Annotated in this window: 12 protein-coding genes; 8 read left to right on the plus strand and 4 right to left on the minus strand. The window is 42.7% G+C overall.

The window, feature by feature from the left end:
• Positions 1-37 precede the first annotated feature (37 nt).
• Positions 38-1,321, minus strand: coding sequence for an NCS2 family permease (locus tag GD630_RS17505; protein ID WP_029425926.1), 1,284 nt, complete (start codon positions 1,319-1,321; stop codon positions 38-40).
• A 166-nt stretch (positions 1,322-1,487) separates the two neighbouring features.
• Here GD630_RS17505 and GD630_RS17510 point away from each other — a divergent pair, with 166 nt between their 5' ends.
• The 3 genes from GD630_RS17510 (at position 1,488) to GD630_RS17520 (ending at position 3,016) form a co-directional block, all read left to right on the plus strand.
• Complete coding sequence (locus GD630_RS17510; protein WP_143865127.1) at positions 1,488-2,111, plus strand: hypothetical protein; 624 nt, start codon at positions 1,488-1,490, stop codon at positions 2,109-2,111.
• Between the two features lie 46 nt (positions 2,112-2,157).
• Positions 2,158-2,721: a cob(I)yrinic acid a,c-diamide adenosyltransferase gene (locus tag GD630_RS17515; protein WP_143865126.1), complete on the plus strand. Its 564-nt coding sequence runs from the start codon at positions 2,158-2,160 to the stop codon at positions 2,719-2,721.
• Between the two features lie 73 nt (positions 2,722-2,794).
• On the plus strand, positions 2,795-3,016 hold the full coding sequence (locus GD630_RS17520; protein ID WP_002558131.1) for a DUF2795 domain-containing protein: 222 nt from the start codon (positions 2,795-2,797) through the stop codon (positions 3,014-3,016).
• Between the two features lie 80 nt (positions 3,017-3,096).
• Here GD630_RS17520 and GD630_RS17525 read toward each other — a convergent pair whose 3' ends face one another.
• The 3 genes from GD630_RS17525 to GD630_RS17535 are packed head-to-tail and all read right to left on the minus strand — an operon-like array spanning position 3,097 to position 6,704.
• Positions 3,097-4,284 carry a porin gene (locus GD630_RS17525; RefSeq protein ID WP_143865125.1) on the minus strand — a complete coding sequence of 396 codons (1,188 nt, stop codon included), beginning with the start codon at positions 4,282-4,284 and terminating at the stop codon, positions 3,097-3,099.
• Positions 4,285-4,299: 15 nt separating this feature from the next.
• A complete protein-coding gene (ansB, locus tag GD630_RS17530) occupies positions 4,300-5,358 on the minus strand; it encodes an L-asparaginase 2 (RefSeq protein ID WP_004296386.1) in 1,059 nt (352 codons plus the stop codon).
• A 35-nt stretch (positions 5,359-5,393) separates the two neighbouring features.
• Positions 5,394-6,704 (minus strand): anaerobic C4-dicarboxylate transporter family protein, encoded by a 1,311-nt coding sequence (locus GD630_RS17535; RefSeq protein WP_004323663.1) that lies wholly within the window; start codon positions 6,702-6,704, stop codon positions 5,394-5,396.
• A gap of 178 nt (positions 6,705-6,882) precedes the next feature.
• Here GD630_RS17535 and aspA point away from each other — a divergent pair, with 178 nt between their 5' ends.
• The 5 genes from aspA to priA all read left to right on the plus strand — a co-directional run bounded on the left by aspA (position 6,883) and on the right by priA (position 15,003).
• Positions 6,883-8,316 carry an aspartate ammonia-lyase gene (gene aspA / locus GD630_RS17540; protein ID WP_143865124.1) on the plus strand — a complete coding sequence of 478 codons (1,434 nt, stop codon included), beginning with the start codon at positions 6,883-6,885 and terminating at the stop codon, positions 8,314-8,316.
• Positions 8,317-8,544: 228 nt separating this feature from the next.
• The gene (locus GD630_RS17545; RefSeq protein ID WP_143865123.1) at positions 8,545-9,915 is read left to right on the plus strand and encodes an FAD-dependent oxidoreductase; all 1,371 of its coding nucleotides are present in this window, start codon (positions 8,545-8,547) and stop codon (positions 9,913-9,915) included.
• A 1,301-nt stretch (positions 9,916-11,216) separates the two neighbouring features.
• Positions 11,217-11,648, plus strand: coding sequence for a hypothetical protein (locus GD630_RS17550; protein ID WP_122137470.1), 432 nt, complete (start codon positions 11,217-11,219; stop codon positions 11,646-11,648).
• Between the two features lie 134 nt (positions 11,649-11,782).
• Positions 11,783-12,355 carry a porin family protein gene (locus tag GD630_RS17555; RefSeq protein ID WP_143865122.1) on the plus strand — a complete coding sequence of 191 codons (573 nt, stop codon included), beginning with the start codon at positions 11,783-11,785 and terminating at the stop codon, positions 12,353-12,355.
• A 191-nt stretch (positions 12,356-12,546) separates the two neighbouring features.
• On the plus strand, positions 12,547-15,003 hold the full coding sequence (gene priA / locus GD630_RS17560) for a replication restart helicase PriA (RefSeq protein ID WP_143865121.1): 2,457 nt from the start codon (positions 12,547-12,549) through the stop codon (positions 15,001-15,003).
• The last annotated feature ends 1 nt before the right edge of the window (position 15,004 follow it).

The following is a 15,004-nucleotide window of genomic DNA, read 5'->3' on the forward strand; positions in this document are numbered from 1 at the left end:
ACCCTCTTTTTCTATATTTGTTTTTTATCTTTTTCGGTCATACCAGATATTTGAGAGTAAAGAGGGCTGCGAGAATATACATGGTGAGTGATATTTTCTTGAACTTACCCGATAGCAGATTGGTCAGTACATAACTGATAAGCCCGAGAACAATACCGTCTGAAATGCTATAAGCCATTGGAATCATAATGATACAGATGAATGCCGGAACTGATTCCGTGAAATCATCCAGATCAATGTCTTTGATAGGTGACATCATGAATAAACCGACCAATACCAGGATAGGGCAGGTTGCCGCACTTGGGATGGAGAGGAAAAGCGGTGCGAAAAGTAAGGCTATTCCGAAGCAGATAGCAGTTACAAAAGAAGTGATTCCGGAACGGCCTCCTTGAGCGATGCCTGATGCGCTCTCTACAAATGTGCTTACCGTATTGGTTCCTAACATTGCCCCTACGGTAGTCCCGATAGCATCGGCCATAAATGCCTGTTTGGCACGGGGCACTTTCCCATTAACCAACATTCCGGCTTTGTTGGATACGCCGACCAATGTGCCGATGGTATCGAACATATCAATAAATAACAATGTAAACACAGTAAAAGCCATTTGAGTGGTGAGCACTTTTGAGAAGTCGAACTTGAAAAATACCGGTTCCAATGAGGGAGGTATACTGACGATTCCGTTAAATTCGGTAATTCCCATCGGAATGCCGATCAACATTGTCAAAAGGATTCCCCATAGCATAGACCCTTTTACCTTTTTTATAAGTAACACGGAAGTGATGGCAAGTCCGATAAGCGCCAAAAGCGGAGAGCCGGAAGTGATATTGCCGAGTGTCACTAAGGTTGCATCGTTCTTGGTGATAACTCCGGCATTCTGCAATCCGATGAAGGCGATAAAAAGTCCGATACCTGCCCCAATGGCGTTCTTTAGGGAGTCTGGTATGGCATTGAGGATGGCTTCACGTAAGTTGGAAAGGGTCAGCAGGATAAACAGGAGGCCTTCGATAAGCACTGCTGTTAATGCAAATTCCCAAGTATTGCCCATACCCAGACAGACTGTGAAAGCGAAAAAAGCATTTAGTCCCATGCCGGGAGCAAGCGCGAACGGAAGTTTGGCCCATACCGCCATAATAAGAGTGGCTATTAAGGAAGCTGTGGCGGTAGCGGTGAATACCGCCCCCTTATCCATGCCTGTGACACCCAGTATGCTAGGATTCACGGCAAGAATGTATGACATAGTCAGAAATGTAGTAATACCTGCAAGAATCTCAGTTCTTACCTGCATGGAATGCGAATTGAATCCAAACAACTTTTGTAGCATATTCTTGTTTTCCATATTCTTCGAATATTTTTAGACGTTACAAAAGTAGATAAATTTTAGACAATCGGGGTATATTCAGTTGTTGAATTCTTCTCGCGCCACTATTCTGTCTTTGCGATAAAAAACATATCTTTGTATCCGAGAATAAAAAACGAACGTTTGTTTTATGAATCTTCTACTTTCTATAAAAAGACCTTTTATTTGGCTTTCCCGTTTTCGCTATCGTTGCGGATATGGTGTGCATTCCCCTTTTGCTTTCAGTCTGATAACGGATGTGATTTATGAGAATACACCCTATTATGCATATCATGCTTTGCAAGAAGAGCAGAGAAAGAAAGTGAGAGAATGTGGGTGGAGTAAGAGTAGAGGAAAAATAAACCGCTTTTTGTTCCGGTTGGTGAATAAAGTACAACCTGCCACTGTTATAGAAGTGGGACAGCCTTCGACGGCTTCACTTTATTTGCAATCGGCTAAACCCTCCGCTTCTTATCTATTTGCTTCCGACCTCTCGGAACTGTTTTTGGATGCAGATACTCCGGTCGATTTTTTATATATGAATAATTATCAGAATCCTGAACTGATAGAAGAAGTTTTTCATATTTGTGCGCAGCGGGTTACTTTGAAAAGTGTGTTTGTGGTGCAGGGAATTTGCTATTCAAAGAAGATGAAAACGCTTTGGAATCAATTGAAGGAGGACGAGCGGGTTGGGGTTACTTTTGATTTGTATGACTTGGGTTTACTCTTTTTTGATAAAACAAAGATAAAACAGCACTATATCGTCAACTTCTGAGAACCTTTGTACGTTAACCTTATATAGATGATTAAAAAAGAAAATTATGAAAAAGAGCCTTGTATATACAAAAACCGGTGACAAGGGGACTACCAGCCTGGTTGGCGGCAGTCGTGTGCCGAAAACGCATATCCGCCTGGAAGCCTATGGGACAGTGGACGAACTGAATTCGAATTTGGGCTGGTTGTACACCTATCTGTTGGATGAGGCGGACCGTCACTTTATTTTAGGAGTTCAGCATAAGTTGTTTGCTATCGGCTCCCATCTCGCTACCGATCAGGAGAAAATGCAGTTGAAACCTGCGAGTATTATAACTTCCGGAGACATAGAAAGTATTGAACATGAAATTGATAAATTGGACGAACAATTGCCGGAGCTTTGTTCCTTTATTATTCCGGGTGGAAGTCGGGGCGCATCTGTTTGCCACATCTGCCGGACAGTCTGCCGACGGGCCGAAAGACGTATTTTGGCTTTATCCGAAACTTGTACAATTTCGCCCGAAGTATTAGCTTTTGTCAACAGATTGTCAGATTATTTGTTTGTATTATCCCGGAAAATTAATTTTGATGAACAAAATAACGAAATATTTTGGGATAATAGTTGGAAATGATAGATTTTATTATACTTTTGCCGAAAAATAGAAAGCAAGACAAATTTAGTATTCACTTTAAATACTCAAAATTATGTATTGGACATTGGAACTAGCATCAAAACTTGAAGATGCTCCCTGGCCGGCAACCAAGGATGAATTGATTGATTATGCCATGCGTTCGGGTGCTCCTCTTGAAGTTATTGAGAATCTCCAAGAGATGGAAGATGAGGGCGAAATCTATGAAAGTATCGAAGATATTTGGCCGGATTATCCTAGTAAGGAGGATTTTTTCTTCAACGAGGAAGAGTATTAGTTTTAACTGAGAACTGAACATATAAAATGCCCGATAACTATACAAAAAAGCTATCGGGTATTTTTTATATCTTACAGTATTTAGAATACGGGCATTTGCCAGATGAAACCTACAGATACCCGGTTTGTAGTGTAATCCGTTTGTCCCAATGCTTTGGCTCGGGAAGTAAAGTCATAGCAACGTCCTACGTAGGTAATAAAGAAGTGCAGATTGGTTTCCATCGGGTAATATTCGATACCGCCCAGATATCCCCAGGAAGTACGGTAATTTCCCTTCTCTATTCCCTCGGACGCCTTGCCTACGGAAGCCGTCTCATACATACCCTTCACAAAAACATTCCATTTCGGAAGAAAGCGGTAATTACATTTGGCAACAACCGAAAGATAGTTCGCATCAAAAGCATTATGTCCGCCCGGACGACCTACGATACTGGTAATAATTCCTTTGCGGTCAATATCCTCTTTTGAATACATGAAATCGACAAAAGCATTCCATTTTCCAAGATTCAACTCGTTACCTAAAGCATAATAATACATATTGTGACTTTTAGCCTTGTTCATGACCGAAGCCGACCAACGGGTTTTAAATACATTATTGAAATTACCGTTCCAGTTCAATGTATAAACCAGTGGCATTTTGCCCGATTTCAGATCGGGGAGATTGCCTTCGGCATCCTCTGTGATTCCGTAAGTATTATCGAAAGAACTGTTACGGCTGTTCAATATTTGCAGGTTAAGTTGCTGTTCGGGAGTAATGTTATAACCCACATTCAATCCGGTCATGAAATTACTCATGTAATCAATCATATCACTGTATTGATAGATGTCAATCGGATTCAGGTCGAACTCGATACCACCGTATGCGGCACATTGCTTTCCTGCAAAAAGACTAAACTGGTCATTCAGCTTGATACCGATTCCGGCATAGTCGATAGAAGTCGGGAGATTATCAATCATGCCGTTTGCATCGTTCGAGCGGTTGAGGCGCTGACGATAGCGGTAAGACAGCCAGTTGTTGATATTTCCTTTGGCTTCGATACGAAGCTGGTGCATATTAAAGTCACCCTCCTGAAAACCATTCTGGAAATGAGCGTCAAAGCTCCCTTGCATATTCAGATAAAGATTGAATTTATCTGTTTTCTTTTTCACGTCTGTCAGCTCTTCAAACAGGGGAGTGTTCGGATTGAATTTCTCCTTTTTCTCTGTTTTTTGAGCATATATTCCCTGTATGCTACCCGCGAGGAGCAGCATGAATATCCATTTTTTCATAAGTAAGTCAGGTTTTTAGTATTCGTTGAAATATTGCTGAATCTGTTTCCAGTCTGTAGTTTTTGTTAGTGCAAGCATTAACAAAACACGAGATTTCTGCGGGTTCAGTTCCTGCGAAGCCACAAACTGATATTTGGCGTCGTCCACCTCTGCATCCAGTGTGGTGGGTCCGGTCGGGACACGGGAAGAACGAACGACAAGAATACCTTTTTGACGGGCATCCGTCAGTACCGGGAAGATGTTCTGGTGAATATTTCCGTTTCCTACTCCTGCGTGGATAATTCCTTTGTATCCGTTGCTAAGCATCGGAGTTACCATATCGGCCTCAATATTGGAATAGCTGTACACGATACCTACTTTCGGAAGCGCGTTCAGATGAGTGACATCAAAAACGGACTGGGTAGTATGTTTCTTTAGCGTTACTTGGTTGTAGAACACTTTTCCGTTCAGTACATAACCCAGTGCGCCGGAGTTGGGAGCCTGGAAAGTTTGTACATCGACCGTATTCATTTTAACCGTGCTTTGCGCTCCGAGGATAAGGCCGTTCATGGCAACCAATACCCCTTTGTCTTTCGATTCTTTTGCGGCTGCGGTAACAACGGCATTGTAAAGGTTCAACGGGCCGTCGGCGCTTAGAGCGGTAGACGGACGCATGGCGCCTACTAATACCACCGGTTTGTCACTCTTGACAGTCAGATTCAGAAAGTAAGCAGTTTCCTCCATGGTGTCTGTTCCGTGAGTAATCACGATGCCGTCAATGTCCGGGCGTTTCAGTAGTTCATTGATTTTCTTGGCAAGCGTCAACCAAACCTGGTCGTTCATGTCCTGCGAACCGATTTTTACAATCTGTTCTCCGGTTACGTTGGCGATGTCTTTAATTTCGGGTACAGCATCGAGCAGTGCGCCGATGGCAACTTGTCCTGCCGTATAACTGGTTCCGGTAGCCGAGCTTCCCGTACCCGCGATGGTTCCTCCCGTAGCAAGAATATGAATATTCGGTTTTGCGGCGAATGCCATAGTTACGGAAAACAGTAGTGTGACTACTACCAGTCCAAAGCTTTTGAATTGTTTCATAACTGAATGATGTTTAGGTTAATAATATGAATCTATTAGAATATTTGTATAAAAAGCAAACCCAGTGCAATAGCCACAACGGTCGATACCAGACCGGGCATCATGAACGAATGATTCAACACATATTTGCCGATTTTTGTTGTCCCGGTACGGTCGAAATTAATCGCAGCCACCACGGTAGGATAATTCGGAATAAAGAAATATCCGTTCACGGCCGGGAATAAAGCGATCAGCATATAAGGAGAAATCCCCAACGCAATGCCCAGAGGGACGAGTGCCCGTACAGTGGCAGCTTGACTATATAGCAGGATAGACATCACAAACAGGGCGACACCGAACAGCCACGGCATTTGTTGCACAATTCCCTGAATAGAGAGAGTCAACTGTCCCATATTTCCCTGAAGAAAGGTATCTCCCATCCAGGCAATACCGAAGATGGCAATCACCGCCTGCATACCTGCCGGAAATACAGAACCTTGCGTTGCCTTGATTCCGTCCGTCTTCGTTACTAACAGGATAATTGCGGCAGCCGACAACATCACGATTTCGATGATGGAAGACATTCCCAAGGTGACAATTTCCCCATCAATCAGGAAACTGGGGCGCATTCCTTCAAAAGAACCGAAAAGCACGATAAAAGCAGTTGCCAGTATAAAGATGATAACGGAAATCATTGCCGAACGTTTGTTCTTGACATTTTTAATCTCCACCTTTTTATTGTTGAATAAACCTTCTTTCAATCTTTTCTGATATTCGGGATCTTCCACCAGTTCCTTACCGATTCTCATGGAAAACAAAGCACCTACCAACACTCCGATGATGGTGGCGGGAATCGTAATTTTGAGAATGTCGAACAGGGTAATGTCGAATCCGGCTAAAAGTCCGAGAAGTGCCACGGTAGCGGCAGAGATCGGACTTGCCGTAATGGCCTGCTGGGAAGCGATGACGGCAATACCCAACGGACGTTCCGGACGGATTTTTGTTTCGGTGGCAACCTCTGCAATCACCGGCAGCACGGAATAAGCCACGTGTCCGGTTCCGGCTACAAAAGTAAAGAGGTAAGTCACCAGCGGACTAAGCAGAGTGACGTGTGAAGGATTTTTACGAAGCAAATGTTCTGCCAGTTTCACCATATAGTCCAAACCTCCGGCTGCCTGCATACAGGAAGCGGCAGAGATTACGGCGGCAATCATTAACATAACGTCGATGGGAGGCGCAGTGGGTTGTAAACCAAAAACGAACGTGAGTATTGCCAACCCTACGCCTCCCATTACGCCAAGTCCGATACCTCCCAGGCGTGCGCCAATAATAATGGCTGTCAGAACAAATGCTAATTGTAATATCATAGATTGCTGTTTTAAGTTCAAAAACAAAGATAAGCGATTCTTGTCTTTGTATTTTCTTTTTCTTCTATTTACAACAAAAAAGTCTTTGAATAGTTTTTGCATATTTATTAAAACAATAACATCGCTGGTTGGTTATTATAAGAGCTAACGAAAACGTTATTACTATAAAACAACCGATATGGAACAAAATTTATCAAAAAAAACTCGTACAGAGAGTGACCTGATAGGTAGTCGTGAAGTGCCGGAAAGTGCACTCTATGGAGTACAGACACTCCGTGGCATTGAAAACTTTCGCATCAGCAAGTTTCATTTGAATGAATATCCTTTGTTCATTCAGGCATTGGCTATTACCAAGATGGGAGCCACCGTTGCCAACCGTGAACTGGACTTATTAACTGAAGAACAAGCGGATGCTATCTTGAGAGCCTGTAAAGAAATACTTGAAGGAAAGCATCACGAGCAGTTCCCCGTAGATATGATTCAGGGAGGAGCCGGTACGACCACCAACATGAATGCCAATGAAGTGATTGCCAACCGGGCATTGGAACTGATGGGGCATCAGCGGGGAGAATATCAATTCTGTTCGCCTAACGATCACGTCAACCGTTCGCAATCTACCAACGATGCTTATCCTACAGCCATCCACATTGGACTGTATTATACTCATTTGAAATTGGTTAAGCATTTGGAGGTTCTGATCGAGTCTTTCCGGAAGAAAGCGAATGAGTTTGCACATGTCATCAAAATGGGGCGTACCCAACTGGAAGATGCCGTACCGATGACTCTTGGGCAAACCTTTAATGGTTTTGCAAGTATTTTGTCACATGAAGTAAAGAATCTCGATTTTGCTGCACAGGATTTTCTGGCAGTCAATATGGGAGCAACGGCCATCGGAACAGGAATCACCGCCGAACCGGAATATGCGGAGAAGTGCATCGCCGCTTTGCGCAAGATTACGGGATTGGATATCAAACTAGCAGACGATTTGGTGGGAGCCACTTCGGACACTTCCTGCATGGTAGGTTATTCGGGAGCGATGAGGCGTATTGCTGTTAAAATGAATAAGATATGTAACGATTTGCGGTTGCTGGCTTCCGGTCCGCGTTGCGGATTGGGAGAAATCAATCTGCCGGCAATGCAGCCGGGCTCATCCATCATGCCCGGAAAAGTGAATCCGGTGATCCCTGAAGTGATGAATCAGGTGGCCTACAAGGTAATAGGAAATGACCTTTGTGTGGCCATGAGCGGTGAAGCAGCTCAAATGGAACTGAATGCAATGGAGCCGGTGATGGCACAATGCTGTTTCGAGTCTGCCGATTTACTGATGAATGGTTTTGACACTTTGCGCACCTTATGCATCGACGGCATTACGGCTAATGAAGAAAAATGCCGGAGAGATGTGCATAACAGCATTGGAGTAGTGACAGCCCTCAATCCGGTGATCGGATATAAGAACTCTACTAAAATAGCCAAAGAAGCATTGGAAACCGGGAAGGGAGTTTATGAACTTGTTTTGGAACATAACATTCTTTCCAAAGAAGACTTGGATACTATCTTAAAGCCGGAAAATATGATTAAGCCGGTGAAGTTGGACATTCACCCGAATCGTTGATTGATATATAGTAAGTGGAGATTGGTTTAAGATGAGAAATCGCCGGGCAGATCATTGATCTGTTCCGGCGATTTTTGATTATTTATTACTTTGACCTTATACGGGAATAATTGCTAATTTATCCGGCGAAATGGTTATTGTTTATTACTTCGAAAGCAACGAACTTTGCAATATCATTCATTGTTAACCTAATAAGCAAGTCTTGAACCCATTAAAAGTTATATAGATATGAATACATTTGATGTTATTATTATCGGTTTCGGTAAGGGAGGAAAGACCCTTGCGGCAGAGTTTGCAAAACGTGGGCGGAAAGTCGCCATTGTTGAACGTTCTGATAAAATGTATGGAGGAACGTGTATCAATATCGGCTGTATTCCGACAAAGACGCTGGTTCATCAGGCTAAAATTGCTTCCGGTATGAAAGACTCCACATTTGAAGAAAGAAGTGCGTTTTATCGCAATGCTATTGCTGTGAAGGAGTCTGTGACAAGTGCGTTGAGAGACAAGAATTACCATAATCTGGCAGATCATCCTAATGTAACAGTTTATACAGGTGTAGGTTCTTTTGTATCTGCCGATGTGGTTTCCGTCCGTACATCTACTGAAGAAATATGGTTGACATCAAAGCAAATAATTATCAACACCGGAGCGGAAACAATTATTCCGCCTATTGAAGGAGTTGCGGACAATTCTTTGGTTTATACCAGTACTTCAATCATGGAATTGGCCGATCTTCCCCGTCGGTTGGTTATTGTTGGCGGCGGTTATATTGGTTTAGAGTTTGCGTCTATGTATGCTTCGTTCGGTTCGCAGGTGACAGTGCTTGAGAGTTATCCGGAACTGATTGCTCGTGAAGACCGTGATATTGCTGCAAGTGTAAAGGGGACATTAGAGAAAAAAGGCGTTGTTTTTCGGATGAACGCGAAGGTACAATCTGTGAAGCATGTTGAAAATAGAGCTGTCGTTGTTTTTTCTGATTCACAAACAGGTGAAGTGTTCGAACTTGAAGCTGATGCGGTTTTGTTGGCTACGGGGCGCAGACCCAATACGAAAGATCTGAATCTGGAAGTTGCCGGAGTGGAGACGGATGCACGTGGAGCGATCATTGTGGATGAATATCTGAAGACAACTAATCCGAATATACGTGCCGTGGGTGATGTGAAAGGTGGTTTGCAGTTCACCTATATTTCATTGGATGATTATCGGATTATTCGTGAAGATTTGTTTGGAGATAAGGAGCGGAAAACAAGTGACCGTAATCCGGTTGCTTACTCCGTATTTATTGATCCTCCGTTGGCGCGTATCGGATTGAATGAGGATGAGGCTCGTAAACAGAATTTGGATGTGATTATCAAGAAGTTGCCTGTTATGGCGATACCGAGAGCGAAGACATTGGGAGAGACGGACGGTTTGCTGAAAGCTGTCATTGATAAGAATACGGGAAAAATAGTAGGTTGTATGCTGTTTGCGCCTGATGCCAGCGAAGTCATCAATATAGTTGCCATGGCAATGAAAACAGGTCAGGATTATACTTTCCTGCGTGATTTCATCTTTACTCATCCCAGCATGAGCGAAGCGTTGAATGATTTGTTCTCATAGAGTAGTAAGAATACGTCTTTCTAGTCGTATGCGCTGTGTGTGGGCCATCCTGATTTCAGCTGTCAGGTAAGTTGTGTTTTTCTCGTGATTACTGGTTGGTTAATTTCCGGTCAGCGGCAGCTTGAATTTGTTTACCGGCATGAAACAATCTGTTTAGAGGCTTGAAACAATTTGTTTGCCGGCTTGAAACTGAAGTTTCCCCTATGGGGGAACAATGGTTTCCCTACGGGGAAAATGTAGTTTCCTTACGGGGAAACTATAGTCTCTCACCGGGAAACAGTTAGTATCATTACATGAAACTTTAATTCGTCCTATTGGAAACTGTAACTTTCCTAATGGATAAGCCATTTGCAAACTTATATGGCATGATTCTTTCATCTGTATCTATACGCTCGTTTCACCTGTTGTTTCAGATGACATTAAACCATTGATCAGGTATTATCACACCATTTTTCATGTGTTAATACCTGATTTTTCAATTATTAATGGCTGAAGTCTAAAGTGTTAATACTTGGGGTGATAGCTGTTAATACTTCTTGTGAAAACAATTAATGCTCTGTATATCAGATGATAACGCCTCTCCGTAGGTGCCGATTAGTGGAAGCGTTTACGTGACGGTAGTGAGGGTAGAAAGTTACCCTCACCCTACTACCGCACTTACCCTCACACGTTGTAACCACGATGAATAAAGGAATTGAGCGAAGGTGTGAGAGTGTGAGGGTAAAAACTGCTATAACTTTTATTTGTGAGAAATATTTCGATAATCAAGAACGAGAAGTAGAGTCGTCTTTTGTCAGATTCATTTTAATACATAACTTCCAGTATTTATTTCCATATTTCGACTGCGTTTCAGAAAAAACATATATCTTTGCGGTACGCTTTCAGCCCATCAGCGTGATGGAATAGGCAGAAAGCGGTTTTTATTTCCTATATGGAGTAAAAGCGTATTATCTCTCGATTTCGAAATAGCTAATTCAAACAGAGGGAGATGATACGGTAGATACTCCACGTGAACGGATGTATATCAACATATTCGTAAGAGATGTGTTATATATAAACGATTGACGTGGGTGTCTGCTGTCATCATTGTTCTCTGGAGGGTGTAGCTAGCCTTGAAATCGGATAATGGTACAGCAGCATCTGCGTCTTTCTTGTATTCGGCCGGTAATAAATTGCCCCAATTTTAACCTAGCCATCCCCACCCGACGGATTGCAAAAAGCGTGGATGCTCGTTGTACTAATATACATGAATAAAATATTATTCATCCCTTATTTGTATCACACATGAAAAAACAAACGCTATGGCACAATGGATTAGTATAGAAGAGGCAGCCGCAAAGTATGGATTCGAGACAGAATATATCTGGGTCTTGATAGAAATGCGAGAAATCACCGTGGACTACGAAAGGTCGGGCATCGACATCATCAGTGATGACAGTGTTCAGGAGTTTATGAGTCGAAATGAAAAAGGGGCTACCTTGATGTATATCGAAAAACTGGAACGATATTGCATAGATAAATCAAAACTTTGTTCAATATACCTATCACTCTTGGGAAAACAAGATAAAGAAATCACAAGATATAAAGCAGCCGGAATCCTCTATGATACCTTACAAATCAAATGGCTGAAACAATGTGACCGAGTACAGAAGTTGGAAAAAGAACTCGTCTTGGGGCAGACTACTTGCTGTACCTGTTGGCTGAAAAGAATCTGTATGAAAATCAGGAAGTAAAATCGAATTAATAAGAAATGCTTGTTAGTTCGTCAGGAAGGGCAACGACGTCTTTAAATGAACAAACAACCGATAAATTGTGTTTATTTAATCTAAATATATATCTTTGTCCCGAATTATAAACACGTAAATTTATGAAAAAGATTTTTGGTGCTTTAATGATTGCTATATGTATAGCTATGGCAATGCCTGCTCAGGCGCAGATACACTTTGGTGTAAAGGGAGGTTTGAACTTGTCAAAGGCGAGTTTCTCTAATGTGAGCGAAAACTTTAAAAAGGATAATTTCACAGGTTTCTTTATCGGTCCGATGGCCGAGTTTAATATTCCAATCGTAGGATTGGGGGTAGATGCTTCTTTGCTTTTTGCTCAAAGAGGTATCAAAGTTTCAGAAGGAAATGAAGATATTACTGTTAAACAAAACGGTATTGATATTCCTGTAAACCTGAAATATACCATTGGTTTGGGAAGCCTGGCTGGTATTTATCTGGCTGCAGGTCCTGACTTTTATTTCGATTTTGAAAAGAAATCGGGAATTGATAAGAAGAAAGCTGAAGTAGGTATCAATGTGGGCGCTGGTTTGAAGTTGCTGAACCATTTGCAGGTGGGTGCTAATTACAATATCCCATTGGGCGATACAGCTGATATTGACACTGGCGGTTCTTATAAAACTAAGACTTGGCAAGTATCTGTGGCCTATATTTTTTAAGTAGTCTATCACTTTACATAGTATATGAAAAAGAGTTTCCGATAACCGGAAACTCTTTTTTGTTTGGGATTGTCCTGTTGCGCTCTCGAATATATTTCTTCCAATTCTTGTATGAAGTAGAGTTTTCTTTTTAAGTGTTCTCTCTCCCTTCTTTTAAATCCCCGTTTTTTTATTGTATTTTTGTAGCTGCAATGAAAAAGTATGTAGATGTCATATTACCGCTTCCGCTTCCGAAGAGTTTTACTTACTCTTTGCCGGATGAATGTGCGGAAGATGTGAAGATAGGCTGCCGTGTGGTAGTTCCTTTCGGGCGGAAGAAGTTTTATACGGCTATCGTCCTTAACGTTCATTATTGTGCTCCAACGGAGTACGAAGTGAAAGATATATCTGCATTGCTAGATGCTTCTCCCATTCTGTTACCCGCTCAATTCAAATTTTGGGAGTGGATAGCTGATTATTATCTCTGTACACAAGGCGATGTCTATAAAGCGGCACTTCCCTCCGGTCTGAAACTGGAGAGTGAAACTATTGTTGAATATAATCCTGATTTTGAAGCGGATGCGCCATTGCCGGAACGTGAGCAACGCATTTTGGATTTACTTGCCGTAGATTCGCAACAGTGCGTCACTAAACTGGAGAAGGACAGTGGTATCAAAAATATTCTTACGGTCATCAAGTCTCTGCTCGATAAAGAAGCGATTTTCGTAAAGGAGGAGTTGAGGCGTACTTATAAACCTAAAACAGAGGCACGGGTTCGGCTTGCGGGTACAGCGGATGAAAAGCGGCTTCATATCCTGTTTGATATTCTGTCTCGTGCTCCGAAGCAGTTGGCATTACTCATGAAGTATGTGGAGTGTTCCGGTGTTTTAGGAGCGGGAACTCCGAAAGAAGTCTCCAAGAAAGAACTGTTGCAACGGGCTAATGTGGCCCCTTCTGTATTGAATGGATTGGTGGATAAGAAGATTTTTGAAATCTACTACCATGAAATCGGGCGGTTGGATAAGCAGGAGAAGGAGATTGTCGAATTAAATCCTTTGAATGAGTTTCAACAGCGTGCATTTGATGAAGTCGTGCAGTCTTTTCAGGAGAAAAATGTCTGTCTGCTTCATGGGGTAACGTCCAGTGGTAAGACTGAAATTTATATCCATCTGATAGAAGAAGTGATTCGTCAGGGAAAGCAGGTGTTATATTTGTTGCCGGAAATTGCATTGACCACTCAAATTACGGAGCGTTTGCAACGGGTCTTCGGTGCTCGTCTGGGTATCTATCATTCTAAGTTCCCCGATGCCGAACGGGTTGAAATATGGCGGAAGCAACTGGGAGAGAACGGGTATGATATTATTCTGGGTGTTCGTTCTTCTATTTTCCTGCCTTTCCGAAATCTGGGATTGGTGATTGTGGACGAAGAGCACGAAAATACGTATAAGCAACAAGATCCCGCTCCCCGCTATCATGCGCGTAGCGCGGCTATTGTATTGGCTGCCATGTACGGAGCTAAAACTTTGTTGGGTACGGCTACTCCCTCTATCGAGTCATGGCAGAATGCAAGAGAGGGAAAATATGGTTTCGTACAACTGAAAGAACGATATAAAGAAATCCAGTTGCCGGAGATTATTCCGGTGGATATCAAGGAACTGCATCGTAAAAAGCGGATGGTCGGACAATTCTCGCCACTCCTGATACAATATATGAAAGAGGCTTTGGAACAGAAGGAACAAGTGATTCTTTTTCAGAACCGTCGTGGGTTTGCTCCGATGGTGGAGTGTCGTACCTGCGGTTGGGTGCCTAAGTGTAAGAATTGCGACGTAAGCCTTACCTATCATAAAGGAATTAATCAATTAACCTGTCACTACTGCGGTTATACGTATCAACTGCCGAAATCCTGTCCTGCCTGCGAGGGAACAGAACTGGTGAACCGTGGTTTCGGTACGGAAAAGATTGAAGATGACATCAAAATCCTTTTCCCGGAAGCTGCCGTAGCCCGGATGGACTTGGATACTACACGTACCCGCTCAGCTTATGAGAAGATTATTGCAGACTTTGAGCAGGGAAAGACGGACATATTGATTGGTACGCAAATGGTATCAAAAGGATTGGATTTCGATCATGTAAGTATAGTAGGTATATTGAATGCCGATACCATGTTGAATTATCCCGATTTCCGTTCCTATGAACGTGCTTTTCAGTTGATGGCACAAGTAGCGGGACGTGCCGGACGTAAGAACAAACGCGGACGGGTGGTATTGCAAACCAAGAGTATCGATCATCCTATCATTCATCAGGTCATTGCCAATGATTATGAAGATATGGTAGGCGGACAATTGGTGGAACGTCAGATGTTCCATTATCCTCCTTATTACCGGCTGGTATATGTTTATCTGAAAAATCATAATGAAGCGTTGCTGGATCAGATGGCGGCAGTGATGGCGGATAAGTTGCGGGCTGTATTTGGCAATCGGGTATTAGGCCCGGATAAACCTCCTGTTGCCCGTATCCAGACTTTATTTATCAAGAAGATCGTCGTCAAGATTGAGCAGAATGCCCCGATGGGACGTGCACGGGAATTGTTGTTACGTATCCAGCGCGAGATGTTGGCGGACGAACGCTATAAATCTTTGATTGTGTATTATGATGTAGACCCTATGTAAT

This window comes from Bacteroides zhangwenhongii, assembly GCF_009193325.2.
Classification (GTDB): Bacteria; Bacteroidota; Bacteroidia; order Bacteroidales; family Bacteroidaceae; genus Bacteroides; species Bacteroides zhangwenhongii.